At 51.2% G+C, this 26,199-nt stretch carries 21 protein-coding genes and 2 tRNA genes; 17 read left to right on the top strand and 6 right to left on the bottom strand.

What is annotated here, in order from left to right:
• Positions 1 to 2 precede the first annotated feature (2 nt).
• The 9 genes from carB to CBE73_RS06550 all read left to right on the top strand — a co-directional run bounded on the left by carB (position 3) and on the right by CBE73_RS06550 (position 14,085).
• On the top strand, positions 3 to 3,230 hold the full coding sequence (gene carB / locus CBE73_RS06590; protein WP_094093551.1) for a carbamoyl-phosphate synthase large subunit: 3,228 nt from the start codon (positions 3 to 5) through the stop codon (positions 3,228 to 3,230).
• Between the two features lie 84 nt (positions 3,231 to 3,314).
• Positions 3,315 to 4,052, top strand: a complete 738-nt coding sequence (gene pyrF, locus CBE73_RS06585) for an orotidine-5'-phosphate decarboxylase (RefSeq protein WP_094093550.1) — start codon at positions 3,315 to 3,317, stop codon at positions 4,050 to 4,052.
• A complete protein-coding gene (pyrE, locus tag CBE73_RS06580; protein ID WP_094093549.1) occupies positions 4,045 to 4,686 on the top strand; it encodes an orotate phosphoribosyltransferase in 642 nt (213 codons plus the stop codon). Before pyrF ends, pyrE begins: the two co-directional genes overlap by 8 nt.
• Positions 4,687 to 4,859: 173 nt before the next feature.
• Positions 4,860 to 6,032, top strand: coding sequence for a M20 metallopeptidase family protein (locus tag CBE73_RS06575; protein WP_094093548.1), 1,173 nt, complete (start codon positions 4,860 to 4,862; stop codon positions 6,030 to 6,032).
• A gap of 621 nt (positions 6,033 to 6,653) precedes the next feature.
• Entirely contained in the window at positions 6,654 to 7,490 is an 837-nt protein-coding gene (locus tag CBE73_RS06570) for an ABC transporter ATP-binding protein (protein WP_094096172.1), read from the top strand.
• The gene (locus CBE73_RS06565) at positions 7,456 to 8,580 is read left to right on the top strand and encodes an efflux RND transporter periplasmic adaptor subunit (RefSeq protein ID WP_094093547.1); all 1,125 of its coding nucleotides are present in this window, start codon (positions 7,456 to 7,458) and stop codon (positions 8,578 to 8,580) included. Before CBE73_RS06570 ends, CBE73_RS06565 begins: the two co-directional genes overlap by 35 nt.
• Entirely contained in the window at positions 8,580 to 11,651 is a 3,072-nt protein-coding gene (locus CBE73_RS06560) for an ABC transporter permease (protein ID WP_229752475.1), read from the top strand. Before CBE73_RS06565 ends, CBE73_RS06560 begins: the two co-directional genes overlap by 1 nt.
• 2 nt (positions 11,652 to 11,653) lie before the next feature.
• Positions 11,654 to 12,547: an ABC transporter ATP-binding protein gene (locus CBE73_RS06555; RefSeq protein ID WP_094093546.1), complete on the top strand. Its 894-nt coding sequence runs from the start codon at positions 11,654 to 11,656 to the stop codon at positions 12,545 to 12,547.
• Positions 12,544 to 14,085, top strand: a complete 1,542-nt coding sequence (locus CBE73_RS06550; protein WP_229752476.1) for an extracellular solute-binding protein — start codon at positions 12,544 to 12,546, stop codon at positions 14,083 to 14,085. Before CBE73_RS06555 ends, CBE73_RS06550 begins: the two co-directional genes overlap by 4 nt.
• Positions 14,086 to 14,168: 83 nt before the next feature.
• Here CBE73_RS06550 and CBE73_RS06545 read toward each other — a convergent pair whose 3' ends face one another.
• The 4 genes from CBE73_RS06545 to CBE73_RS22110 all read right to left on the bottom strand — a co-directional run bounded on the left by CBE73_RS06545 (position 14,169) and on the right by CBE73_RS22110 (position 14,891).
• Entirely contained in the window at positions 14,169 to 14,396 is a 228-nt protein-coding gene (locus tag CBE73_RS06545) for a DUF6199 family natural product biosynthesis protein (protein WP_094093545.1), read from the bottom strand.
• Between the two features lie 111 nt (positions 14,397 to 14,507).
• Positions 14,508 to 14,581 (bottom strand) — tRNA-Ile (locus CBE73_RS06540).
• Positions 14,582 to 14,592: 11 nt separating this feature from the next.
• Positions 14,593 to 14,666, bottom strand: a tRNA-Met gene (locus CBE73_RS06535).
• A 60-nt stretch (positions 14,667 to 14,726) separates the two neighbouring features.
• A complete protein-coding gene (locus CBE73_RS22110; RefSeq protein ID WP_174704675.1) occupies positions 14,727 to 14,891 on the bottom strand; it encodes a hypothetical protein in 165 nt (54 codons plus the stop codon).
• 770 nt (positions 14,892 to 15,661) lie between these two features.
• On the opposite strand from CBE73_RS22110, the gene CBE73_RS06530 reads away from it, so the two are divergent.
• The 3 genes from CBE73_RS06530 to CBE73_RS06520 all read left to right on the top strand — a co-directional run bounded on the left by CBE73_RS06530 (position 15,662) and on the right by CBE73_RS06520 (position 18,093).
• On the top strand, positions 15,662 to 16,603 hold the full coding sequence (locus CBE73_RS06530) for a cation diffusion facilitator family transporter (protein WP_094093544.1): 942 nt from the start codon (positions 15,662 to 15,664) through the stop codon (positions 16,601 to 16,603).
• A gap of 223 nt (positions 16,604 to 16,826) precedes the next feature.
• Complete coding sequence (locus CBE73_RS06525) at positions 16,827 to 17,570, top strand: glycoside hydrolase family 73 protein (RefSeq protein WP_157739428.1); 744 nt, start codon at positions 16,827 to 16,829, stop codon at positions 17,568 to 17,570.
• Positions 17,571 to 17,727: 157 nt separating this feature from the next.
• Positions 17,728 to 18,093, top strand: coding sequence for a YidH family protein (locus CBE73_RS06520; protein ID WP_094093542.1), 366 nt, complete (start codon positions 17,728 to 17,730; stop codon positions 18,091 to 18,093).
• A gap of 17 nt (positions 18,094 to 18,110) precedes the next feature.
• Here the strand turns inward: CBE73_RS06520 and CBE73_RS06515 are convergent, their stop codons facing one another.
• Positions 18,111 to 19,391 carry an ATP-binding protein gene (locus CBE73_RS06515; protein ID WP_094093541.1) on the bottom strand — a complete coding sequence of 427 codons (1,281 nt, stop codon included), beginning with the start codon at positions 19,389 to 19,391 and terminating at the stop codon, positions 18,111 to 18,113.
• A gap of 353 nt (positions 19,392 to 19,744) precedes the next feature.
• Between CBE73_RS06515 and CBE73_RS06510 the strand changes: the two genes are divergently transcribed.
• From CBE73_RS06510 to CBE73_RS06490, 5 genes are all read left to right on the top strand, one after another.
• Positions 19,745 to 20,143: a VOC family protein gene (locus CBE73_RS06510; RefSeq protein WP_094093540.1), complete on the top strand. Its 399-nt coding sequence runs from the start codon at positions 19,745 to 19,747 to the stop codon at positions 20,141 to 20,143.
• A 604-nt stretch (positions 20,144 to 20,747) separates the two neighbouring features.
• Positions 20,748 to 22,571, top strand: a complete 1,824-nt coding sequence (locus CBE73_RS06505; protein WP_094093539.1) for a cache domain-containing sensor histidine kinase — start codon at positions 20,748 to 20,750, stop codon at positions 22,569 to 22,571.
• Positions 22,546 to 23,325, top strand: coding sequence for a response regulator transcription factor (locus CBE73_RS06500; RefSeq protein WP_094093538.1), 780 nt, complete (start codon positions 22,546 to 22,548; stop codon positions 23,323 to 23,325). The genes CBE73_RS06505 and CBE73_RS06500 overlap by 26 nt, the downstream gene beginning before the upstream one ends.
• 59 nt (positions 23,326 to 23,384) lie before the next feature.
• Positions 23,385 to 24,701: an extracellular solute-binding protein gene (locus CBE73_RS06495; RefSeq protein WP_094093537.1), complete on the top strand. Its 1,317-nt coding sequence runs from the start codon at positions 23,385 to 23,387 to the stop codon at positions 24,699 to 24,701.
• Between the two features lie 36 nt (positions 24,702 to 24,737).
• The gene (locus tag CBE73_RS06490) at positions 24,738 to 25,298 is read left to right on the top strand and encodes a GNAT family N-acetyltransferase (protein WP_157739426.1); all 561 of its coding nucleotides are present in this window, start codon (positions 24,738 to 24,740) and stop codon (positions 25,296 to 25,298) included.
• Between the two features lie 182 nt (positions 25,299 to 25,480).
• Here the strand turns inward: CBE73_RS06490 and CBE73_RS06485 are convergent, their stop codons facing one another.
• Positions 25,481 to 26,191, bottom strand: coding sequence for a YceI family protein (locus tag CBE73_RS06485; protein WP_094093535.1), 711 nt, complete (start codon positions 26,189 to 26,191; stop codon positions 25,481 to 25,483).
• Positions 26,192 to 26,199 lie beyond the last annotated feature (8 nt).

The raw sequence follows: 26,199 nt of genomic DNA, 5'->3' as shown, positions 1-26,199 counted from the left end.
CTATGCCTATCAATAAAGACCTCAAGAAAATTTTGGTGATCGGCTCCGGTCCGATCGTCATCGGCCAAGCGGCGGAATTTGATTACGCCGGTACGCAGGCCTGCCAAGCGCTGAAAGAAGAAGGCGTGGAAGTGGTGCTGATCAATAGCAACCCGGCCACCATCATGACCGATACGAACATGGCCGACAAAGTTTACATCGAACCGATTACTCTGGATTTCGTGACGCAAATTATCCGCCAGGAACGTCCGGACGGCCTGCTGCCGACCCTCGGCGGCCAAACGGGCCTCAACATGGCGGTGGAACTGGCGCGCGCAGGCGTGCTGGAAAGAGAGAACGTTAAACTGCTCGGCACACAGCTGAACTCGATCGAGAAAGCGGAGGACCGCGATTTGTTCCGCGAGCTGATGCGCGAGCTGGAGCAGCCGGTGCCTGAGAGCACAATCGTCACTACGCTGGAGGAAGCTCTGGACTTTGCGGCAGAGATCGGCTATCCGTTGATCGTCCGTCCGGCTTATACGCTCGGTGGAACAGGCGGCGGCATCTGCGCCGACGAAGAGGAGCTGCGCGAGACCGTATCCTCCGGCCTGCGCTACAGTCCGATTTCCCAATGTCTGGTAGAGAAATCCATCGCCGGCATGAAGGAAGTTGAATATGAAGTGATGCGCGACGCGAACGACAACTGTATCGTTGTCTGCAACATGGAGAACTTTGATCCGGTCGGCGTACATACCGGCGACAGCATCGTGGTAGCACCAAGCCAAACGTTATCTGACCGTGAATATCAAATGCTGCGCTCGGCTTCCCTGAAGATTATCCGCGCGCTCAATATCGAAGGCGGCTGCAACGTGCAGTTCGCTTTGGACCCGCAAAGCTTCCAGTATTATGTCATCGAAGTGAATCCGCGGGTTAGCCGCTCTTCCGCGCTAGCTTCCAAGGCAACGGGTTATCCGATCGCGAAGATGGCCGCCAAAATCGCGCTGGGCTACACGCTGGACGAAATCGTCAACCCGGTGACAGGCCAAACTTACGCCTGCTTCGAGCCGACGCTTGATTACATCGTCAGCAAAATCCCGCGCTGGCCGTTCGATAAATTCATCCAAGCCAACCGCAAGCTGGGCACGCAGATGAAAGCAACCGGTGAAGTGATGGCAATCGGACGGACGTTCGAAGAGTCGATCCACAAAGCGGTTCGTTCGCTGGAAATCGGCACGCACCGTCTGCACTTGAAAGGTGCCGAGAAGCTGGATCAAGAGACACTGGATGCCCGTCTGGTTAAACCGGATGATGAGCGCCTGTTCCTGATCGCGGAAGCCTTCCGCCGCGGGTACGCACTGCAGCAGATCCACGACCTGACGAACGTAGACTGGTGGTTCCTCGACAAGGTCGAGCGGATTGTGGGCTTTGAGAAGACGATCGGCAGCGAAGTGGAGCTTAGCCGCGAGACGTTGTACGAAGCGAAACGGATGGGCTTTACAGACCGCTCTATCGCCGAACTGCGCAAGCTGGCGGGCCAGAGCAGCCATGTGACGGAGAAAGAAGTGCGGGAATATCGTTTGGACAGCGGTCTGCGCCCTGTCTACAAAATGGTAGATACCTGTGCAGCCGAATTTGAAGCTACGACACCTTACTACTACTCTACTTACGAAACAGAGAATGAAGTTACGGCATCCACGAAAGAAAAAGTGGTTGTGCTCGGCTCCGGTCCGATCCGTATCGGCCAAGGCATTGAGTTCGACTACTCGACTGTACATGCGGTTTGGGCGATCCAGAACGCGGGATACGAAGCGGTGATCATTAACAACAACCCGGAGACCGTTTCGACAGACTTTAACACCTCGGACCGCCTGTACTTCGAGCCGCTGTTCTTCGAAGACGTGATGAACGTGATTGAGCAGGAGAAACCAATTGGTGTTATCGTGCAGTTCGGCGGCCAGACGGCCATTAACCTGGCAGCTCCGCTTAAAGCGGCTGGCGTCAATATTCTGGGCACTTCGCTGGAAAGCATTGACGAAGCGGAAGACCGCAAGAAATTCGAAGCTTTGCTCTCCAGACTGAGCATTGCCCAGCCGCAGGGCAGCACGGTGACCTCGGTCGACCAGGCTGTTGATACGGCGCAGGGACTTGGTTATCCGGTGCTCGTTCGCCCGTCCTATGTCCTTGGCGGTCGTGCGATGCAGATTGTTTACTCGGACGAGGAATTGCTGCAGTATATGGAAGAAGCGGTGCAGATCAATCCGGACCATCCGGTGCTGATCGACCGCTACATGATGGGTAAAGAGGTTGAGGTCGACGCGATCTGTGACGGCGAAACGGTATTGATACCGGGCATCATGGAGCATGTGGAGCGCGCAGGCGTTCACTCCGGCGACTCGATCGCGGTTTATCCTTCGCAGCATCTGGAACAGCAGCTGAAAGATAAAATTGTAGAGATCACAATCAAAATTGCTAAAGAGCTGAAGACGGTCGGCCTGGTTAACATTCAATTCGTCATCTACAAAAATGAAGTGTATGTGATCGAAGTAAATCCTCGCTCCTCCAGAACGGTACCGTTCCTGAGCAAGGTAACGAACATTCCGATGGCAAATCTGGCTACAAAAGCGATCCTTGGAACTTCGCTGGCAAGCCAAGGCTACACAGAAGGCTTATGGCCTGAGCCAGACTATGTGTCCGTTAAAGTGCCGGTGTTCTCGTTCGCCAAGCTGCGCCGCGTAGACACGACGCTGGGACCTGAAATGAAGTCTACAGGCGAAGTGATGGGCCGCGACCCGCAATATGCCAAAGCGCTTTACAAAGGTTTGATTGGCGCAGGCATGAAGATTCCAACAACCGGCGCGATTATCGCAACGGTAGCGGACAAAGACAAAGCGGAAGCGATTGAACTGCTGAAAGGTTTCTACAACTTGGGCTACAAGATCATCGCTACCGGCGGTACAGCAAGCACGCTTGAAGAACAAGGGCTGCATGTGACAACGGTTCATAAGCTGAGCGAAGGTACGCCAAACATTCTGGATATGATCCGCACAGGTCAGGCGCACTTTGTGATCAACACGCTGACCAAAGGCAAAGAACCGGCAAGAGACGGTTTCCGCATCCGCCGTGAAGCGGTCGAGAACGGCGTGTTCTGTATGACTTCGCTGGATACGGCAGCTGCACTGCTCAGCATGCTGCAGTCGATTAACTTCTCATCCCAGGCGATGCCTTCCCTGCCTGTAGGCAGTGTGAAATAAAGGTTTCGGTTAAAGTCAGAGCCCATGGCATCATGCGCATAGCTGCATGGATGGTATGGGCTCATCCATAAAGGGGGAGAACAAATGAGCTTGGATTTGAAAGCCGCGAGCCGTTTGATGGTCGCACTGGATTTTAAAACCGCGGGGGATGCCCGGACGCTGATTCAGCGTCTGGAGGGCATTCCCTGTTATATGAAAGTCGGCATGCAGCTGTATTACGCGGCCGGTCCGGATTTTGTCCGGGAGCTGAAGGACAAAGGATATTCGGTGTTCCTCGATCTGAAAATGCACGATATCCCCAACACGGTCAAGGGTGGAGCGGACAGCATCACTCGCCTTGGTGTGGATATGTTTAACGTGCATGCCGCTGGCGGCGTAAAAATGATGCAGGCCGCTTATGAAGGCGCAGCGGACGCCGTACAGGAGGTCAGCGGCTTAAGCCTGCCGCAGATCATTGCGGTCACGCAACTGACCAGCACGGATCAAGCGACGTTGAACAACGAAATCGGCATTGCCGGCAGCGTGGAGCAGGCCGTGCTGAACTATGCGGCGCTGGCCAAGCAGGCCGGGCTTCAAGGCGTGGTCGCTTCGCCGCTCGAAGCGCAGGCCATCAAAGCCGTCTGCGGAGCCGGCTTTGCAACGGTCACGCCGGGTATCCGCCCGGCCGGAAGCGAAGCGGGTGATCAGTCCCGCACGTTGACGCCGGGACAAGCAATACAGCAAGGGACGGACTACATTGTCGTCGGCCGTCCGATCACGGCGGCGGCCGATCCGCGAGAGGCCGCGCTGCACATCATAGAGGAGATGAATGAACATGTCTAACTTGAATCAAATCGCCGGACAAATTGCCGGCTCGCTGCTGGAAATCAAAGCGGTAGCTTTGCGGCCGCATCAGCCGTTCACCTGGACATCGGGCATCAAATCTCCGATTTACTGCGATAATCGGCTGACGATGTCTTATCCGGAGGTGCGCGATCTGATCGCTGAATCCTTCGCCTCCATCATCCGCGATCAGTATCCGGATGCCGAGGTCATTGCTGGAACGGCGACTGCGGGTATTCCGCATGCGGCATTTGTATCGCAGAAGCTGGGTCTGCCAATGGCCTACATCCGCGATAAAGCCAAAGGTCATGGCAAAGAGAACATGATCGAAGGTTTGATTAAACCGGGGCAAAAGGTCATCGTGATCGAAGACTTGATCTCCACCGGGGGAAGCTCCTTGAAAGCGGCTTTGGCCGTCAAAGAGGCAGGGGCCGAGCCATTGGCCGTGCTGGCGATTTTCAGCTATCAGCTTGAGAAAGCAACGACCGCGTTTGCCGATGCGGGTATTCCGCTGCAAACCTTGTCCAATTACACCGCCTTGACGGAGAAGGCGGTTGAACTGGGCAGCATCAAACTTGAGGATCTGGAGCTGCTGAAAGCGTGGCGCGAAGATCCGGCTTCTTTTGGTCGATAATCTGTCGGATCATTGCCAATCACATAGGGAAGAAGCGGGGCACCCGGCCAAATGGTTGGGTGTTCTTTTTTATAGAAAGGTAACGATTTATAATTCCGATTTTTCATAGTTAGATTGTATGCTATAATTTTGTTTACGAGAAATAGAGACTTACATAAAGGAGAGACTTTACTATGTACGAAGCATTGGCAGCACAGCTGGCCGAGCAGGAGCAGCAATTGATTGAATGGCGGAGATTTATGCATCAGCATCCGGAGCTTTCTTTTCAGGAGATAAATACGGCCCATTTCATTGCGAATCAGCTCCGCTCTTTCGGCATTGAGATTCGTACAGGCGTAGGCGGCAACGGCATCGTGGGTGTAATTCGTGGCGGAAGCCCTGGCCCGCGCATCGCTTTCCGCGCTGATTTTGACGCCCTTCCGATTCAGGATGAGAAGGACGTTCCTTATAAATCTACCGTTCCCGGCGTTATGCACGCCTGCGGTCATGACGGACACACCTCGATTCTGCTTGGGGTCGCCCGCTTGCTGCAGGAACATCGGGAGAAGCTGAAGGGGGAACTGGTGCTGATCTTCCAGCACGCGGAGGAGAAGCCGCCGGGCGGAGCGATCGCTATGATTGAGGACGGCTGCCTGGAAGGTGTGGACGCCGTTTACGGCATTCATTTGGCCTCGGAGCTGCCGCTGGGTACTTTTGGCGTGAAGACCGGTCCTATGAATGCCGCTGTAGATGCCTTCACTATCAAGGTATACGGCAAAGGAGGTCATGGAGCCAGACCTCACCAGACGGTCGATGCGCTGGTCATTGCCTCGCAAATCGTCGGAGCGCTTCAGCAGATTGTCAGCCGGCGTGTGAATCCAATCGAATCCGCTGTCGTAACGGTTGGACAATTTGTTTCCGGAACGGCTTTTAACGTAATCGCCGATAAAGCCGAGCTGCAGGGGACGGTTCGCACATTTAACCCGGAAGTCAGAAAGCAGGTGGAGCAGGAGCTCCGCAAGATCGTACAGGGACTGTGCGAGGCGTCAGGAGCGAGAGCGGAGATCGATTATTTGAACGGTTATCCGCCGCTTGTTAATCCGGCTGCAGAAACCGAGCGGATGAGAGGGCTGATCACGCAGCACTTCAAAGGTGAAGCCCTGCTCGAGATTGAGGCTTCCATGGGAGCCGAGGACTTTGCTTATTATTTGGAACATAGACCCGGGAACTTTATCGAGGTCGGTTCAAGAACTGACGATGAGGGGACGCAATACCCGCACCATCACCCGATGTTTGATTTCGATGAACGGGCTATGCTTCAGGCGGCCAAGCTTTTCCTGGCTATTGCCGAAGACTATCTAGGCTAGAAGGAGAAGGTTGATCGAACTGCCGGGTTCTATTTCGGTTTGCAGCCGACATTTCCCACTTTCTATCTCTGATAACTCCGGAATAGCCGGACATTTCAGTACCCCGAGTCAAGCATCCCGAGAGCCGTGTACCCCGGCTCCCGGGATGCTTTTTTTCTTGTTGTAATGGTTAAAACGCGGGCCCTTATTCTCTGTTACCCGCTGATCAGGGACTTTGGGCTTATTTATCCGGTCCTTTGCTCCTGATCACAAAAATTACGAGAAAGATCGAAAGGATTGTAACTTTTTGGTAACTGGTTTCGTTTATAATGCAGACATCCGATGCATTTGCGATACATAGTGAAACATAGGGGGGCGTACATGAAACGTTTGTTTCGGAAACGACCCGACGGCAGGGCTGAAGAAGGAGTTTTTCAACCGGCTGCCAAAGGGGACATAGAAGGACAAGAGGGAGATTTAACGCCGCGGCAGCAGCCGCAGGAACAGAGGGAATCGGCAGAAGTATTTGAGGTTAACCGGCCGGGTACAGTCAAAGAGAGCAGTTCGCTTCTGACGGAAGCTAAGCTACCAGCTGAACCCAAACTTCCGGTTGAAGACAAGCTACTGGATGAAGCCAAGCTACTGGATGAGGACAAGGCAAACAAGGAGGAATGTGAAGAAGATGTTGTTGCAGTAGGCTCTAGGGCAGCAGCTGATGATGACGGCGAAGCCGCGGTTGACCTCACAGCAACCGGCGGTGAAAGGACTGACAACTCTTCGGCTCCTTATAGCCGTGGAGAAGGGGGACGTGCCGTCCTCCTGAAGGTAGAGGGAGTGCAGCGGTCTTTTTCAGTGGGCGGTTCTACTCTCCAGGTGTTGAAAGGCATTAATATGGAAGTGTCGGAGCGCCAGCTGGTGATGCTGAAAGGGCGGTCCGGCTCCGGCAAAACAACCCTGCTGAACATGCTGGGGGGTCTGGATCAGCCGACAGATGGGCAAATCTGGTTTATGGACCAGCCTCTTCATGTGTGGAATGATGCTAAACGAACTGAGCTGCGGCGCAAACAGATCGGCTTTGTTTTTCAGGCTTATGCATTGCTTCCGCTCCTGTCTGCGCGCGAAAATGTCGAGCTGTCCTTAAGGATGGCCGGCGTGCCGTCTGCCGAATGGAAAAGCAGAGTGACCTACTGCCTGGAGCTGGTCGGTTTGGGCAAACGAATGAACCACAGGCCGGGTGAGTTATCAGGGGGCGAACAGCAGCGGGTAGCTATTGCGAAAGCGGTTGCACATCGTCCCCGCCTTCTGCTCGCTGATGAACCCACAGCTAATCTAGACTCCCAGATGGGTGCCCAGGTCATGGCGGTATTCCGCAGCATCATCGAAGCCGAAGGGATGACGATTTGCATGACGACACACGATCCTACGATTTTGGAGGTAGCGGACCATGTTTACGAGATGGTGGACGGAAGATTCGTATAGGAGGGAGAGGTCCAGACATTTTAAACGGCGAACGGCGGCTTTAATGGTGCTTGCTTTTGTGTTATTGGCCACTGCGGGCTGCAGTCTGCTTCCCAAGGAAGAGGAAGAAGAGGTGCTGCCTGTCATTACGCCGCCAACCATTTCCAAGAAACCGGAATACACGGTGCGGAGCGAAACGCTGGAAACCTCGGTCAGTGCTGTAGGAAGTTTAAAAAGCCAGCGCGAGGAACCGGTCTATTTTACGTCGGACGGCTTACATATGAAAGAGATCAACGTGAAAGCCGGAGATAAGATAGCGGCTGGAGCAGTGATTGCAACCCTGGATGTGGAAGACCTGCAGAAGCAGCTCCGGAAGAAACGGCTGGAATTCCGCAAGCAGGAGGTCACCATGAAAGAAACGCTGCGGAAGAAAGACGAAATGGACCCGATCGAATTTGAAGAAGCGTCTATCGTATTTGAGGAAGCCCGGACGGAACTAAACGATCTGGAGGCGGAGATTGCCAAAGGCGTGCTTACGGCTCCTTTTTCAGGGACGGTGTTGTCGGTCAGTGCGGTAAAAGGCGATACGGTTAAGGCCTACGAACCTGTAGCCGTGATCGCGGATACATCCAATCTGATCGTGGCGGCCTCATTTGCCAAAGAAGATCTGGAGAAGGTAGCGGTCGGCATGAAAGCATCGGTTGATATCAATGCAGCAGGCGTGTTTCAAGGCAAGGTCAAGGTGATGCCTTCGGCAGAAAGCGATGCCGGCAGTTCTGGCGGGAATGGCGGAGGCAGCAGTCCGGGGGAAAATGGAAATGCTCCGGTCAAGGATTCCCTGGACAAGTATTTGATCGTTCAGCTCGACAAGATGCCCGCAGATCTTAACCGGGGCACGCCGTTAAGCGTCAAAATCGTCACCGAACGTAAAGAAAATGCAACCCTGATTCCCATCTCGGCGCTGCGCTCCATCGGTTCCCGGACGTATGTCCAGGTCGTTGAAGAAGACGGGAGCAAACGGGAAGTGGATGTGGAAGTTGGTCAGCAAACCTCAACGGACGTAGAGATTCTCAAGGGGCTTGAGCCCGGACAGAAAGTAGTGGGGCGCTGATGGTGACGCCGCTGTTGAAATTTCTGTTTCGGAAAATGTGGAACACCAAATGGATGACGCTCAGTACGCTGCTTGGACTCATCGTGGCTGTTTCTTTCACGGTCAGCATTCCGATGTACGCAGATGGGGCGCTCAAACGGGTGGTTGCCAAATCGCTGGAGGAACAAAGCGAGGGTCTGCCTGCGGGCTCTTTATTGATGAGTTATCAGGCTGCAGGAGGTACCAAAACGGATCAGGCCGGATTTAAGGCGGTGGATGACTACATCCGGATGAAAGTGCCGAAGGAAATTGGCTTCCCGTATCAGGTCTATTTCAGCACCCGTTCCATAAGAAGCACGGAGGTTTCTCCGGAAGATCCGACGAAGGTGGATGCGAGCCGCACCCGCACGATGTCAATCCTGACGATGTCCGGTCTTCAGGAGCATGTTGAAGTGACCAACGGAAGAATGTACGCAGGCGCAGGGGAAGACATCGGCTCAGGCGATACAAACGGAAATGCTCCAGCCTCCTCCAAAGAGGCAGAGGCCGGGGACAGCGGAGCCCAGGGAGCTGAAGCAGCTTCAGCGTCTGGGGATCCTGTTGGTGCTGCTGGTTCTGGTGCCGCGGATGCGGACGGGGTGATCGAGGCGGTTATGCTGGAGGACGGGATGTATCGAAATGACCTTCATGTGGGCGACATCATGGAATATCCGGTATACAGCGGCCTGGATTTGACGCTGCGGGTGAAGATTGTCGGTGCAATCAAACCTTTAAGCGATACGGATCCTTATTGGGTACAAGGGCTGGAAGGCATGATGAACAGCTTCTACATCAGCGGCAGTGCCTTCGATCAGGCATTGCTTGCCAAGCAGGTTCCTCTTCACGGAGCACAGTGGTACTACGCGTTTGATCTGAGGGAGATTAAAACCGGACAGCTGCCGTCCCTGTCGAGTACGCTGGAACGCCTCGATATTGAGCTGTATCAGAAACTAAAGGATACGAAGGTGGATATCTCCTTCGGCGATCTGCTGACGGAATTCCGCAGGCAAAGCCTGCAGCTGCAGACTTTGCTGTTTACGCTGGCGGCACCTATGATTGCCATGGTTTTTTATTTTATTGTGATGAATGCCCGCCAGGCGCTTGATAAGCAGCAAAGTGACATTGCGGTGCTGCGCAGCCGGGGGGCGTCCACGAAGCAGATTATTTTTATCTATTTGCTCGAAAGCGTCATTTTAGGTTTAATCGCCTTGATAGCCGGTCCCCTGCTCGGCTGGTTCATGGCCAAATCGATCGGCTCGGCAGACGGGTTCCTGACGTTTGTGGACCGCAAATCACTGCCGGTCGGCTTTAACAGGGATGCTCTTGCACTGGGCGGAGCAGCGGTTGTGATCGCTATTTTATCAACGCTGATTCCGGCGATCGCCTACGCCCGTTCTTCTATCGTGAATACAAAGCGGATGCAGGCACGCAAGGATCGCAGCCCCGGCTGGCAGAGATGGTTTATCGATGTGCTGCTGCTTGGACTGGCCGGTTACGGTTATTATTTGTTCTATGACCGGCAGATGCTTACGTTTCAGACGGGTATGACGACGGATGAGCTTCAGGTCCAGCCGTTTCTGTTTTTTGTCCCGGCGCTTGCCATATTCGCGGGAGGGCTGTTCTTTCTGCGGCTGTTCCCGTGGTTTCTACGCCTGCTTGGCTGGCTTGGCAAACGCTGGCTGCCCGTTCCGTATTATCTCAGTCTGACCCAGCTTTCCCGCTCTGCGGCTTCGTATTATCCGCTGATGATCCTGCTGGTGTTGACCCTTGGGCTTGGAATCTATAATGCATCAGCCGCCCGGACCATTGATCTGAATTCTACGGAACGTACCCTTTATCAGTACGGAACCGATGTGGTGATGCAGACGGTATGGGAAGGAACACCTGAGGTTTCGCCGGGTTCCGGGAATGCCGGGGGATCCGGTGGTCCGGGTACCGGGGCAGGTTCCCCGGGAGGTGGACCCGGCCAAGGCGCAGGCGGCGGAGCAGGGGGACCGGGAGGAGCACCTGGAAGTCCAGGGGGACCGGGGGGCCAGCCTGCAGCCCCGGCTAAAGTGGTATATGCCGAGCCGCCATTTGAGACGTTCCGGCATTTGCAGGGCGTGGAAGCGGCGGCCCGGGTGCTGCAGACAAGAGGAAACATCGTGGTATCCGGCAAATCGGCGGGCCAGGGCAGTGTAATGGGGATTGACAACGTCGATTTCGCTAAGGTCGCCTGGTTCAGGAGCGATTTGTTCCCGATTCATCCCTATAATTATTTGAATTTTCTTGGCATGAATGAAAGCGCAGCGCTCATACCGTCTAATCTGGCGGAGAAATATCAGCTCAAGCCGGGCGACGTCATTTCGGTTTCCCTTCAGGATCAGCTGGTGGATTTCGTCGTTTACGGCATTATCCCTTACTGGCCAACAGAGTACCCGGATAAGACGCCGTTTGTCATCGCCAATCTTGATTACATTTATGATCAGGTTCCGCTGATCCCTTACGAGGTCTGGCTCAAGATGAAGCCGGATGCCAAGGTTGCTCCTTTAATTACAGCGCTGGCCGGCCAAGGAATCGAATTGTCTTCGGTCAAGGATGTGCGGAGCGAACTGGCCCTGCAAAGCAAGCTGCCGACAAGGGGCGGCGTATTCGGCATTTTGAGTTTGGGCTTCCTGCTGTCGGTCATCGTTTCGCTCATCGGGTACGTGCTGTACTGGATCTTCAATCTGTCCAGCCGGGTGGTGCAGTTCGGCATTCTGCGGGCTATGGGCTTATCCCGGCGCCAGCTGACTCTGATGCTGCTGGCCGAGCAGATTTTGACGGCGGGGTTATCGATCCTGCTGGGGATTGTCATTGGTAAATGGGCAGGCAAATTGTATTTGCCTTTCCTGCAAACGGCGGACAATGTCACCTCGCAGGTACCGCCTTTCCGAATTGTGTTTAACTCCGGCGATACGCTGCAGCTTTATGCCGTGGTGCTGGTTATGCTGCTTATGGGAGCAGCGCTGCTGCTGTGGCAGATCCGGCGATTGAAGGTTCATCAGGCCGTCAAGCTGGGAGAGGAGCGGTAAAGGTGATTCACTGCGAAGGACTTGTAAAGATTTTTAAATCGGAAGAGATCGAGGTTGTTGCGCTGCAGGGACTGAACTTGACCGTCGAGCAAGGCGAAATGATGGCGATCATCGGCAATAGCGGCAGCGGCAAATCCACCCTGCTCAATATCCTGGGCGGGCTTGACCGCCCTTCGGCAGGGCAGGTGAATGTCGGCGGCTGGGATCTGCTAAAGATCAAAGAGGATCAGCTAGTGGAATACAAACGGAAAACGGTAGGTTTTGTCTGGCAAAACAATGCCCGCAACCTGCTCCCCTATTTAACGGCTCTGGAAAATGTCGAGCTTCCCATGACGCTTGGCGGCAAGGTTGACCGTACGTATGCCAAGCAGCTGCTGGAATGGGTAGGGCTGAAGGATCGCATGCGCAGCAGGCTGACGCAGCTGTCCGGCGGCGAACAGCAAAGGGTCGCGATCGCTATTGCTTTGGCGAACCGTCCGGCTATGCTGCTGGCGGATGAACCTACAGGATCGGTCGATACGGCCACGTCAGACCAGATTATGAGTATTTTTCGCAAGGTGAATCAGGAGCTGGGCATTACCATCGTCATCGTTACCCATGATCTGGCGCTGGCCGGCAAAGTGGACCGGGTAGTTGCCATCCGTGACGGCTTGACGAGCACGGAGTTTTTGAAACGAAATCCGGGTCTTGACGGAAATGCGGTTGGTTTTTCCTCGCAGGAGGGAGGCCTTCAGGACGTTCATGAAGCTTTCGTGGTGGTTGACCGGGCCGGTCGGCTTCAGGTCCCCAAAGAATATCTGGATTCGGCAAGAATCAGCGGACGCGCCACCATGGAGTTCGATGGGGAGAAAATTATCATTACGGCACCAAAATCATTAGAGGGGGATTCGAAATGAACAATCGGTTTCAAGCGAAAATCAGCTTTAGCGGCAACAAGATCAGGAAAATGGCAGGAGCGGGATTGGCTCTTGCGCTGGCCTTCTCCGTATTGTCCGGCTGCAGCGGTTCCAAAGCATCGGATAATGAGCAGAAAGTGCTGCGGGTAGGCATGCTGTACGGCGGGTACGACGATTCTTATTTTCGTCAGCAGTATACGGATGCTTACGAGCTGACGCACCCCAACGTCGATATTGAAATCGTGCCCGCCATTGATCAAAGCATCTATCGTTACAGCAATGGTACGGAGCAGATTGAGCAGCCCGATCCGCTCGAAAGTATGAAAAAAATTATGACAGGCAGCAATCCGGTTGATGTCATTGTAGCCGATACCAGCACCTTGAAGCAGCTGATTCAGGAAAATATGCTCAAGCAGCTTGATCCGCTCATTCAGGAGGATAAGTTTGATACATCCGATTTTGTCCCAACTGTTATTGACGGACTTAAAGACATCGGCGAAGGCAATTTATACGCGTTGGCTCCAACATTCAGTTCCTCGGCTCTCTTCTATAACAAAAATCTGTTTCAGTCTGCCGGAGTTGAGCCGCCGCATGACGGCATGACCTGGGACGAAGTGTTTGAGCTGGCGCGCCGGGTCAGCAAAGGAGAAGGGAAAAACCGCGTTTACGGCTTGTCGTTCAGCACTTATATGGGTTCCGATCCGTACTGGGATATCCAGAACTATACCAGTACGCTCCAGCTCCGTTATTTCGATGATAAAGCGGAAACGATGACTGTGGATACCCCGCAGTGGGAGAAGGTCTGGAGTACGATGAGCAAACTTTATATGGATAAGGTTCTGCCTGACGGGAATCAAATGATGAATGAAATGAATCAAGGCGGGACGACGGCTGTCAGCCCTGTGAACCAGGATTTGTTCTTATCCAGCAGAGTAGCAATGGTCGTAGGCTATAACAGCTATGTTAATGACGTTACCGATGCCAACAATAATGCCTCCAAAATCAAAAACTTTAAGGCCGTTGATTGGGACGTAGTCACGATGCCTACGCATCCGGAGAAACCGGGCGTTGGAGGCAATGCTTACCTGAGCAATGCTTTTGCGATTAACAGCAGCGCGCCAAACGCCGATACAGCCTGGGATTTCGTGAAATTCCAAAACAGTGAAGAGTGGGCGAAGATCAAATCCCGCAGCTCTTATGAGATGGTGGCACGTAAATCTTATATTAAACCTAAAGATGGTCAGGATTATAATATACAGGCCTTTTATGCCCTGAAGCCGGTTTCGCCGGTCAACAACTCGGATGACAAACTTTATACGGAGAAACCAGGCTTGTCTTCCATTACTTCGATCGGACAGAAGTATTTCAAAGAGGTGCTCGATAACAAGAAGACACCAGCCGAAGCTTTAAAGGAATGGCAGCAGAAGGGCAACACGATGCTGCAGGCGATCAAAAACAACCCGAAAACGATGTTCCAGGAGGACGGGACGCCGTTTGTACCGCAGGATAACGGAGCAGCAGTCGGAGTTAAAGGTTAACGGTCTTATTCCTATCAGATTTCTATCGGAAAAATGCCAAACAGCCGCCAAGGTCCTGTGAACCTGGCGGCTGTTTGCATGATTCAGAAGCAGTTCATAATTCCTCCGGCTATAAAGATCAGCCCGACAAGAAGGATGATGATGCCTAAAAGTTTCCTTGAGGAAATATACGTATCGCTTGGTTCTGAAATGTCTTCCTTGAACCTCCACTGCTGCTGGTACCAGCCCAATGTAGGTTTAACAATCATCAAGATCCCGAGACCCAGAATAATAACGCCGAGAATCATATCAAAAATAGCCATACCAATCATTCGGAACCAGCTCCTTAAAGGATTGTACACTTTATTTTACAAAAAGTTCCACGGATTTTGAAATAATAAACAACAAAAAAACCTTTGCCGCAGCAAAGGCTTCAGTCGCAATGGGCCCTACAGGACTCGAACCTGTGACCAATCGGTTATGAGCCGACCGCTCTAACCAACTGAGCTAAGGGCCCTTATGTAAGTATTGCGGGGGCAGGATTTGAACCTGCGGCCTTCGGGTTATGAGCCCGACGAGCTACCGGGCTGCTCCACCCCGCGTCAGTAAATAGCGACATATATTAATATACCTGATCTTTTGCTGGAGCGTCAAGCCTAAATTTAGGGCAGGAAACGTACGCCGTAGCGTCCTTTTTTGGAACGGAACACTTCAATTTCGCGCATTTCACGGAAACCGTATACCCAGCCGTCGTGTTCTAGCCGTCTTGCCAGACAGCCCGCCTGGAATTTCGAGGAGTACAACCGGTTGAAATAAATCCATTTCATAGGTTCTTGTCAGCCTTCCTTCAAAAAAGGTTATTTTGCGAAAATAGATGAAATCGCACCGCATCCCCTAAGATTCCCCTTTTCACGAAAAATAACCCTTTCCATAAAACTACCTGCTACCGGTGTTTTCTGAAATTCTTCTGAACTCTTATTAAACCGGAAGAGGTCAGCAGCAGGGCAAGAACAACAAGATTCCAGGTGCCAGCTTTCATAGTAACTCCCCCTTTAAGGAATCTCCACTTCCATTTAATTCGCTTGGCCGGAAATTTCGGTCTTTAGGATAAGATATGTTTGATAACCGAGGTTGGAGACAGAACAGGGGAAGCCAAATAGGATTTGGGTGCGGGGAAGGGTGAGGATGAAGGGGAGGAAATAAAAAAAGCTGCGAATGCAGCATTTTTCCCTTAGCTCTGTTTAAAAACGTTAAAATACAAAAGCATAAATCCGGTAAAAAATATGGCAATCAGCAGCACAATGCCGACGATCAATCCAATTACAAACTTGTTGCCTCTCATCATTCAACGCTCCTTTTGGCATACAGGTAACCATTATGTTTATATTAGCAGAGCCATGAGGTGAAAGACAAACCCGGAGGCTGCCCTTGCCTGCCGGAAACAATGTTAACTGCTGTAAATGCTCTTGTAATAGCCCAATAAATCCTGACTGGTGCAATTCTTTTTCTCTGGACTTACTCAAAAGATATTTTATATAATGTTTTTTTGTATAATAACACGGTGCCTTTTCGAAGAAATCGTTGGATTCTGGTTATAATGGAAATTAAGAATAGGTTGGGGGACGGAAATTTGGAATCGGCGAATACAGCAGCGGACAAACAATCATCTTTTGCGATTTGGATTAGCCTGGTGAGCAACATTGTCTTGACGGCCATGAAACTGGCCGTGGGGCTTATATTCGGCAGCCAGGTTCTGATTGCGGATGGTGTACATAATGCGGGGGATGTTTTTGCAACGGCGGCGGCCCTTGTCTCCATGATCATTTCCAAACGGCCTCCGGATGAGGATCATCCGTATGGACACGGCAAGGCGGAAGTCATCGGAGCGGGTATTATTGCTATTGTGCTTGTGCTGGCCGGTTTATATATGGGTTATCATTCGGCGATGGCGCTGATGGAGCCCCCGCATCAAGCCAGCGTGCTGGTGTTGATTGCGGCCTTTATCTCTCTGGTTTGGAAAATGTGGCTGTACTTCTATACGATGAACATCGGCAAAAAGAACAACAGCAGCGGGCTGATCGCCACGGCTTATGATCATCTGGCTGACGTTTACGCTTCTTTGGCGGCTGTCATCGGGATTGGCTTGGCGATGCTCGGCAATCATTATCACATCCGGATTCTGACTTACGGCGATCCAATTGCCGGGATTCTGGTTGCTTTTCTTGTCTTGAAATTGGCTGTTCATATGGGACGCACATCGGTAGATGTGCTAATGGAGAAAAATATTGACGAAGCCCAAATGGAGCCCATATTACAGCTTGTCCAATCCGTGCCCGAAGTGAAACGCATTGACAGGATTCGCGCCAGAGAACACGGGCACTACATTATTGTAGATGTTCGTGTGGGTATACCTGGTCAGCTCACGATCCAGGAAGGCCATGACATTGCAAAAAAAATCAAACAATCGATCAGGGAAGCCAATCCATTGGTCAAAGAAGTAATGGTACATTTAAATCCGTGGTATGAACATGAGGCTTAGCAGGTTAAGGAAGGTAATGGGTAAAGGTAAAGGTAAAGGTAGGTCAAAAAAGCCGGCGATTCCAGCCGGCTTTTTTGTGTACCCTTATTCTTCTGAAAGAGCTGGGTTCAAGAGCTAAAATCCCTAATGAGTATAAAATTTATCCTAATAATACGAGCTTCAGCTCCAAAATCCAAACGTCTTGTCAACGACCTTCATAATTTATCCAAGGAGGTGACAAAACTTGGCAACCACATATCGATTTGCTGCATTTCTGGAACTGCTTGTTCCAATCGTCGAGCGAGTCAGACAAGAGGGGAGTCCGATGTTTCCTTCGGTCAGACTGGCTCAGAGCTGGCTGGAGACCGGCGGAGTGATTCCGGATTGGAACAATCTTGGAGGCTACAAGGTGGGAGGAGGCAAGCCAACCCCTTATTGGGACGGAGCCAGCGTCAGCACGAAGACCCGGGAATATGTAAACGGGACAGCGACTTCAGTCAGCGCCAATTGGCGGGCGTATACAAGTATTTATAATTTCTTTAAAGATCAGGATTTATTATTTGCAAGTGCTCGTTATGAACGGGTTCGGCAAGCGCCAACCCCTGAAGCCCAGTGCGAAGCTTTGTATTTATCCGGCTATGCGTCTGATCCAAATTATGCAGCCAAACTGATTCAAATTATAACGGCCAACCAATTAAAGAGATACGACGTTGTTCCTCCGATCCAGACCGAGCAGGATCCGGACAGCGAGAAGCTGGAAGAGTTAAACCTCCGCCTGGCTGCAATGGAGAAGAAGCTGAACCTATCGGGGAAAGAGCCGGTTCCCAATTGGGCCGTATCGGCAGTAGAAGCGGGCATGGCGGTGAAGGCGATCAGTTCAATCGCGGATAAAAGCATGCCCAACTTTATTGTTCTGCAAATGCTTAAAAATCTGGGACTGCTGGATGCCGACACTACTGCTGCGCTTCGAAAGTTCAAGCAGAACTGAATTTAATCTTCGGAGTCCGGGTAAGGATCGTAAGGAGAACCAGTCAGCGGTATAGCCGTAAGCTGGTTCTTTATTTCGATCATCCAGGCTTTTCTGGCGCATAATATTGGGGTAATAATAACCAAATAAGAAGTAATAAAGATGCAGGAGGAGATCGATGTTGCCGGAGCAGGAACATGATGTGAAGTCACTTCAACAGCATTTGGCCAACGAGCGGACGTTTCTGGCTTGGGTCAGAACGAGCATTGCCATGATCGGGTTTGGGTTTTTGACCGCAGGACTGGCGTTTCAGTCGGATTCATTTGCCAACATGGGCAATATCTTGGCTAGGGTTGGAGGAATTGGAGCCGTGCTCTTGGGAGCTTGTGTGCTGATTTGGGCTACGCGCGATTTTTTTCTGAAACAGAAGGGGATTCGGGACGAGCGCCTGGTTTATTCTACTCATTTGATCTGGTTTTTGTTTATTTCTCTGGGGTTGATCACTCTGCTGCTTATCTTTCTCGTTGTACTCATGCTGCTTTGAGGACCGAACCGCCTTGTTTAGTTGGTGCTGGCAAGCTGCTCGCCCTCCAGAGGCAAGGAGATGATGCAAACGGTTCCTTTTCCTTTTTCACTTTCGTATAAAATGTTCCCTTTCATGGCTTCTATAATCCTTACGGCGACAGAGGTGCCAAGTCCGGTGCCTTTTTCTTTTGTGGTATAAAATAATGTGCCGATTCGTTGAATTTCCTCTTCGGTCATGCCTTTGCCGCTGTCAATGATTTTAAGTTCTGCTTGACTACCCTGCAGGGCAAGATCGATTTGCACGGAGGAATTTTCCGGGGAGGCTTCTACTGCATTTTTTATGACGTTCACAATCGCCTGCTGCAGCTGTTCCCGGTCGGTATAAATGTACATAGGGCCGTTAAACCTGCATTGAAATTCAATTCCTTTATAGCTGGAAAGCGGAGTCAGCCTCGTAATGATATGATGGGTAAGCTCTGCAAGGCAGAAGGTTTCAAATTTGGTTAACTTGGGTTTCGTAAAGCTTAAATAGTCTTTAATGACTGATTCCGCCCGTTCCAGTTCATCCAGTGCAATTTGCAGATAGTCATTGGTTTTGCGGTCATAAGTGCCGGCCCGAATAAGTTGGAGAAAACCTTGAACCGCTGTTAACGGATTTCGAATTTCGTGAGCTATGGAGGCGGCGACTCCGCCCAGCGCTTTTAGTTTCTCCGCGCGCATGCTTTCCTCTTTCAACAGTAATCTCTCATTGTTAAACTCCAAAAGCATGGCAAGCATCCAGGTACCCAAGGTTTCCAGTGCTCCAAATAACAATAAAGCTATAATTGGAGTAAAGTGAACGGGGCTTTCGACGGCATTAAATAAGGTATAGCTGAGCGGGATAATCAACATAAGCAGTGAAGGAAGTACAGCAACCGCAGCAACCCGCCTAAGTCTATCCCGGTTGCTGTGGTTCTTGAAGTACCGGGATAAATATAAGGTGCCAAGGAAGGTCAAAGTAAGGCTTGCACTTGCATAACCGAAGTACCATGCGTCGCCGTCCAGATAAGCTCTGAACCCCAGAATAACAAGATAATTGATCAAACCAGCGACTGGACCCGCGTAAACGGTTGAGATGACCAACGGGACATATCTTAAATTCCAATACAGATCTAGCGCCTCGTAAGAGAAGATAAGACAAAGTGAAGAGGCTGCGCCCTGCACCAGCCCGATGGAGAGCGGAGATGCAACTTTTTTGATCCGGTCACTAAATGCGGTATAGATAAGAATTGGAGATAAGACGATAAAAACGTTAAGTAATAATTTTTCCAGCAGCATGCCTTGTTCAAACCCCTTATACAAAATAGTAATAAGTAGCAAAAACAGTCCTTAAATGCCCTTTGAAAACTCAACATTCTTAAAATACTAGACTTAGAGTTGGAAAGCTGTCGTTTCATGACGAAGGATATAATTTTACAAAAACGTTTTAATAGAAGAGGCTAAGAAAACGAAAAATGCTGATATAAGCGGGGTTATCCTTAAAAAGGCGACAAATGATTTTACAAATAGAATAAAAAGCGGCGAAAGGAATTTGCTTGGTTATGTCGATAATTGGGTTTATATGGTATGCTGCTTGTAAAAAATAGAATAGAAATCATATGAAATACAAACAACGGTAAAGGAGTTTTTAAATGATCACCTTGCGCTCCCATCTTTTTCTGGAAAATTGTCGTGAAGCCTTGGAGGGATATCGGCAGATCTTTGGCGGGGAAATCCGTAACGCCCAGCTGTCGGACGGAATTGAAGGTTTTAAAGGGCAGGAGGGCAAATACCTTCATGCCGAACTGCACATTAAGGACCATTGTGTGCTTTATTTCGCGGATGTATTTCGTCCTGTTGTGCAGGGGAATCAGATCTGGCTTTCCATTGAAGCGGAGAATGATGAGGAGCTGACCCGAATCTTTAACGGACTTAGTGAAGGCGGAGAGGTGCAGATGCCGCTGGAAGTGACGTTTTGGGGCGCCAAATACGGGGTGGTCAAAGACCGCAACGGCATTACATGGGAGTTGAATCTGCCGAATACGCAGTAATCCATCTGTATAGGTGCAAGAGGAAAGCCGGGCATCCCCGGCTCTTTTGTGCTGCTTTTCTATAGACGCTGCAAATTTCCTTCCTGTATTGTGGGAGCAGGTAAGTCCTCCAGTCTGATAAATATTTTGCTGCGATGGATGGCCTTGCTCCAGATCAAAACCGCCGCCGGAGCAGTGAAATCCAAGGGCAAAGCTGGAGAAAGCCCCAACAGGAGCATAGTGAGCGTTAAAAAAGTTTGTTATCCAAAAAAATGCCTTCTATTCTAAAAGCGGGATTGTGTGGTATGTTGATACTAGCAAGGAATTTAAGCGCTTTCTATAAATCAGGGCAGCATGGGGCTTATCCAAAATAGACAACGAGGGACCGGGAGGGACTGCTGATGTCAACCAAGCAGCAGCGGACGCCTCTGCCGGGATCGAAGAATACAAGCAGCTGCAGGACAATATGAACACGCTTTCAGCTGTATTTGGTTTGTTTGCCGCATTAACCGAAGGGATCAGGTTTCCTCAGGTGCCGCGCTCCGGCAATCTGTGCTCAAACCGGATTGCCAGCGAATCCCCAAGTAAAATCAGAGTTCGGCTTCACATCTAAAGGGGCGAGTAGATGAAAAGAGCAAAAAAAATAGCAAGAAGGCTGCGGCGGTTTAACACGCTTCGAAACCAGATCTTTATTGCCTTTTTTCTGGCGATGCTGGTCATTTTGGGTATTGCGGGCGGTTTTACGTACAGCAAGGTCTCTTCGCTTCTCAAAAATAACGCGGAAAAACATATCAAACAAACCGCGATACAGGCCAGCGGCCGTTTGGATGCCTTAATGACGCAGGTGGACAGTTTGACGGCGCAGGTGGCCGGCAACCCTTTTGTCCAGCAGCTGCTCCTGGACGAAGTGGACGGACGGTCCGCTACCTTTAATGAACGTCAGGCACTGCTTCAGGTAGCCGGCAGCTATCAGGCTTATTCACCGGGAGGTGAAGCATTGGAGCTGTACACGAATACCGGCAAGCTGCTGTTTCCTTTGAAGGAGGGGCAGCTGGATATCCGTGTGGACCCCCGTTATATCGAAGAGGCGGACAAACAAAAGGGTCGGTTAGTCTGGATCGGGATTGATCCGGAGAACAGCCACTCTGTACTGGCCATCCGCAGGGTGAATCTGTTTGAGCGCTGGTTCTCGCCAGGCGGTTACTTGATCGCTAGAATCCAGCGGGGATACTTCCAGTTGAATGAGCGAACCACCGTGGATGACAGCGGGGAATCAATCCTGCTCGCGAACGACCAGGGAGAGCTGCTCGGGATCGGCGATACAGCTTCGGGGACGGACTTGACACCGCTGCTGAACACCAAGAAACAGACCGTCACCTTCCAAGGAGAAGATTATGTCCTGGTCAAACAATATTCGGAAGCGGCGAACTGGACGATCCTTATTCTGACGCCCGTGCAATACGTAACCAAGGGGCTGTCGGTTCTGAGGACGGTGCTGCTTGCCGCGGGCGGATTTGGCGCGCTCGGCTTCCTGATTCTGTCTTTCGTTCTGTCAACGATGCTGACCAGACCGATCATTCAGTTGATCAGAGCGATGCGTAAGTCACGGCTCGGCGGCGTTCTTATGCCGAATCCGGAGCCAGTCTCCACGACGATGGAGATGAGGGAGCTTAATTATTCCTATAACGAAATGGTGCACCATATCAACCGGTTGATCCGGGTCGTATACGAGAAGGAAACTTTGCAGAGCAGAACGGAATTAAAGGCGCTTCAAGCCCAAATTAATCCACATTTTCTGTTTAATACGCTGGAGGCTTTTAACTGGTCCCTGGTCGATAAAGGCGAAGATGAGCTGGCAAGTCTGGTAGTTGCCATGTCCCGGCTGTTCCGGTATATCATCAGCAATCCGGAGAAGGATGAATGGGTAACGGTCGCTGATGAGTTCGATCATGTAGAGCGGTATCTTAAAATCATGTCCATGAGGCTTGGCGAAAGGTTGGAGTGGGAAATCGATCTGGATACCGAAGCCGCACGGGTGCCAATACCGAAGCTGCTGGTGCAGCCGATTGTAGAGAACGCAATCCGTTACGGTGTGGAGAGCAAAATCGGCAAAGGACTCGTAAGCGTTAAAGCTTGTCTGGCTGACGATAAGGTGAGGATTGAGGTTGCCGATGACGGGCAGGGTATGAATGAGGAAGAATTAGACGTGCTGCGCAAGGCTATCCGGACGGGAACTTCTTTGACTACGGCCAGCACAGGGGTCGGATTGATCAACGTGGAACGCCGTTTGAAATTGTATTACAGCGGAGGGGAGCAAAGTGGAGCCGAAGCCCTTCATATTGATAGTGCCAGATCGAAGGGGACAACGGTTTCCTTTACGATTCCTTTAGATGGACAATTTTCGAGAGAGGGAGGAATAAGCGGTGGTCCGAACGATATTGATCGTTGACGATGAACCGGGAACCCGCCAGGGCATTCGGAAGACACTCGAGCTTTGGGCGGACGGCCGATACCGGATAGAATGCGCTGCAAACGGGGTAGAGGCAGCCGAGTGGCTGGCGCACAATACGGCCCATCTGCTGATTACGGATGTCCGGATGCCTGAGGTCAGCGGCCTGGATTTGATTCGTTCACTCGAGGACAGGCCGGATCGTCCAGCAACGGTTGTGATATCCGGTTATGCCGAATTTGAATATGTGCAGACGGCTTTACGTTTCGGAACGGTAGGATACCTGCTTAAGCCGATTGACAAGGATGAGCTGCTGGAGATTACGGAACGCGCTTTGAAGCAGGAAGAAGAACGGCATCTTGCGGAGAAGCTTGCTAAACTGGTGGATCCGAAGCTTTTTGCTATCAATGAAGAGCATCTCCGGCCTAACGGTCCGGTGGGTGAAGTGATGGCGTATGTGGATGACCATCTGCAGGAGCATCTGACGATGGCGGAGATGGCTTCAAAGGTGCATTTGAACGCAAGTTACTTCAGCGTCTTGTTCAAAGAGCAGGCGGGCATTCCGTTCAGCGAATATGTAACCCGCAGACGAATTCAGCGGGCCAAGGAGCTGCTGACGCAAACCCGGCTCTCTGTAGGGGAAATCGCCGAGCAGGTCGGCTACAACACCGATAAATATTTTATCAAGGTGTTTAAGCAGCTCGAACAAATCAGCCCAAGCCGCTACCGGCACGAGATGTCCAATTTCCAATAATAAAGAGGGTTCATCGTTTGCATCCATCAATTTAGGAGGAATCCATTGTGTATAGGAGAATGACGGTTTCCGGCCTGCTGCTGATTTTGTCCCTGCTGCTCGTCTTATCCGGGTGTGAGAATGCCTCGAATCGGGACGATGTCGGGAATATCTCCGCGGACGGAGGGGGGCAGCCGATTACGCTGAAGATGATGCACATTTGGCCGGAAAGCAGTTCAGCCCAGCAGTACAAACTGGTCAGCCAAATCATTGACCAATATGAGCAGGATAATCCGAACGTGACCATCGAGCAGGAAGTGTTTGAGAACGAGCAGTATAAAAATAAATTAAAAGTGTTATCCGCTTCCAACGAGCTTCCCGATGTGGGGATTACTTGGGCGGCAGGATTTATGGATCCCTACGTGAAAGGGGATTTGTTTGCCGATCTGGATGACGTTCTGGATAGACCCGGGCTGAAAGATAAATTTTTCCCCGGTACGGTAGAGGCCTATTCTGTGGATGGCAAAACCTACGCGCTGCCTATTGAACTGAATATAACGCCTGTTTACTATAACAAAGAAATTTTTGCAAAATATAACCTGCGGGTTCCTACTACGTACGAGGAATTTAAGCAGGTCGTCAAAACACTGGCCAGCCATGGCGTCGAACCTATCGCACTCGGCAATAAGGACCGCTGGACAGGTTCATTGTGGTATATGTATCTGGCGGATCGGATTGCCGGCAGCGATACGTTGTCTAAAGCGATTAACGCGACCGGCACATTCGAAGATCCCGGCCTTATTAAAGCCGCGCAGGAAATACAAAACCTTGTGGATATGAACGCCTTTAATAGAGGTTTTAACGGCTTGTCCAATGAAGAGGGCAAAGCGGAATTCATGGACGGCAAAGCGGCGATGTCTCTAATGGGAACCTGGGAAATTCCCAACTTCACGACGAACCCTGATGTTCCGCAGGAGTTTAAGGACAAAGTGGGTTTCTTCAAATTCCCTACTGTCGCAGGCGGAAAGGGCGACATCAACAGCTGGGTAGGAGGCCCCGGAGCCGGGCTGTTTATCGCCAAGAATTCCAAGATTAAAGAGGAAGCAAAGAAATTTGTTGCTTATTTCGTAGCCAAATGGGGCGAGCAATCGGTCACGGATGCCGGCGTGATCCCGGCAACCAAAGTAGATCCTTCCAGCATGGATCTGCCGCAAATTTATGTCGATCTGCTTGGCGAATTGAACAAAGCGAGCAACATCACTTTATTTGCCGACGTGCAAATGAAACCGGATGCGGCCCAGGTTCACTTGAATATGATTCAAGCTTTGTTTGGCGAAGCCGTAACGCCTGAGGAGTTTGCGAAGAAACATCAGGAAGCGGCACAAAAAAACAAATAGCCCAAACCTAAATCAAGAATTGGGAGTACGATGCAGATGAATGGCAGTGCGAAGATCAAGAAGACGGAAATTGTCGGTGATCTCATCCTTCTCCGATACGCGGAGAAAGGGGATCTGGCCGATTATACAGCTTTCCTGGAGGATAAAGAAATGATGGTTTTGACCGGTTCGTTCTCGGTTTCATTTACCGCTGAGCAGAATGCGGCCTGGCTCGAGCGGATCGGTCAGCCTGGCAAGGACCGTGTTGATTTCATGATCGTCCCGAAGGACAGCAAGCGCCTGATTGGCGAAGTGGTGCTGAATGACATCGATTGGGACAACCGGAGCGCCAACATCCGGATTGCGATCGGCAGTGCGCATGGACGAGGTAAAGGTTATGGGCAGGAAGCGATGAGACGGATGGTTGAATATGGGTTTCGGGTGCTGGGGCTGCACCGGATTCACCTTGGCGTTTATACCTTTAATCCAAGGGCTATCCATGTCTATGAGAAGATCGGTTTCAAACATGAAGGAATCGAACGGGATGCGCTTTATCAGGATGGGGAATACCACGACATGATCCGGATGGCTATTCTGGAGCATGAGTTTAAAGAATGAGCTGCTGATAAGCGGATGAATTCAACATTAAACATGAATTAACGCAAGCCGGGGGGAACTTCCCTCGGCTTGCGTCGTATTGTTACAGCCTGGTTGGCGTGTTCCATTATAGCAATCCGTCCTCACAGTTTAGCTGGTTTTCTCCAAGCTTAGCCCTTTAGCAGATCAAGTAGGCCCTTGTTTCAGGATTGGGTTAAGACAAGCTCTAGTTGGACCTTAATGTCATTTTCGGTGCTCAGCACCACCGTATGCGGATTTGTCATGCCGAAGTCGCTGAACGTGACAACCGTTGTTCCGGACATCAGCAGTTGACCTCCCTTGTACAGAGCCTGCGCATTGAAAGTGACCTCTTTCGGGGTGCCGTGAACGGTAAGTGTTCCTGTCAGGTTGAACGGAACAGCCGTTCCGTCTGTCCATTCCTGCGGCAGATTCTCGAACGAACGGGCTGTAAAAGTAGCTTCGGGGAACTGGGCGGCATCAAAAAATTCAGCTCCGCGAATATGTTCATCCCGCAGCTTGTTGCCGGAGTCGTTGGCAGTCATGTCGATTTTGCCGCTGCCGGACATGGCATCCGGGTTGTCCAGGGAGACGTTCCAGCTGCCGCTGACCTTCTCGTTAACGAAGTTAACAGTTTCCTGGGAGGTGGACACGGACAAATAAACCTTGGAACCGTCCGTAATCGTCCACTCCTCGTTTAATTGTTCAGCCCGAACGGCCTCTCCGGTTCCGGCTGATGCCGCTTCATTCACCCCGCCCGCCGCAGCTGCTTCAACCGGAATAACACTGCTGATCTCTACGTTATTACCCATATACGATTTTAGGAAAGTGGAACCTCCTGCAAGGATCACAAGGACCAAAGCACCCGCTGTGATCATCCAGCCTCTTTTATTCATCTCTGGTT

The organism is Paenibacillus physcomitrellae (genome assembly GCF_002240225.1).
Lineage (GTDB): Bacteria > Bacillota > Bacilli > Paenibacillales > Paenibacillaceae > Fontibacillus > Fontibacillus physcomitrellae.
Note: the sequence above shows the minus strand (reverse complement) of the source record. Positions and strands in the feature narration are given on the sequence as shown.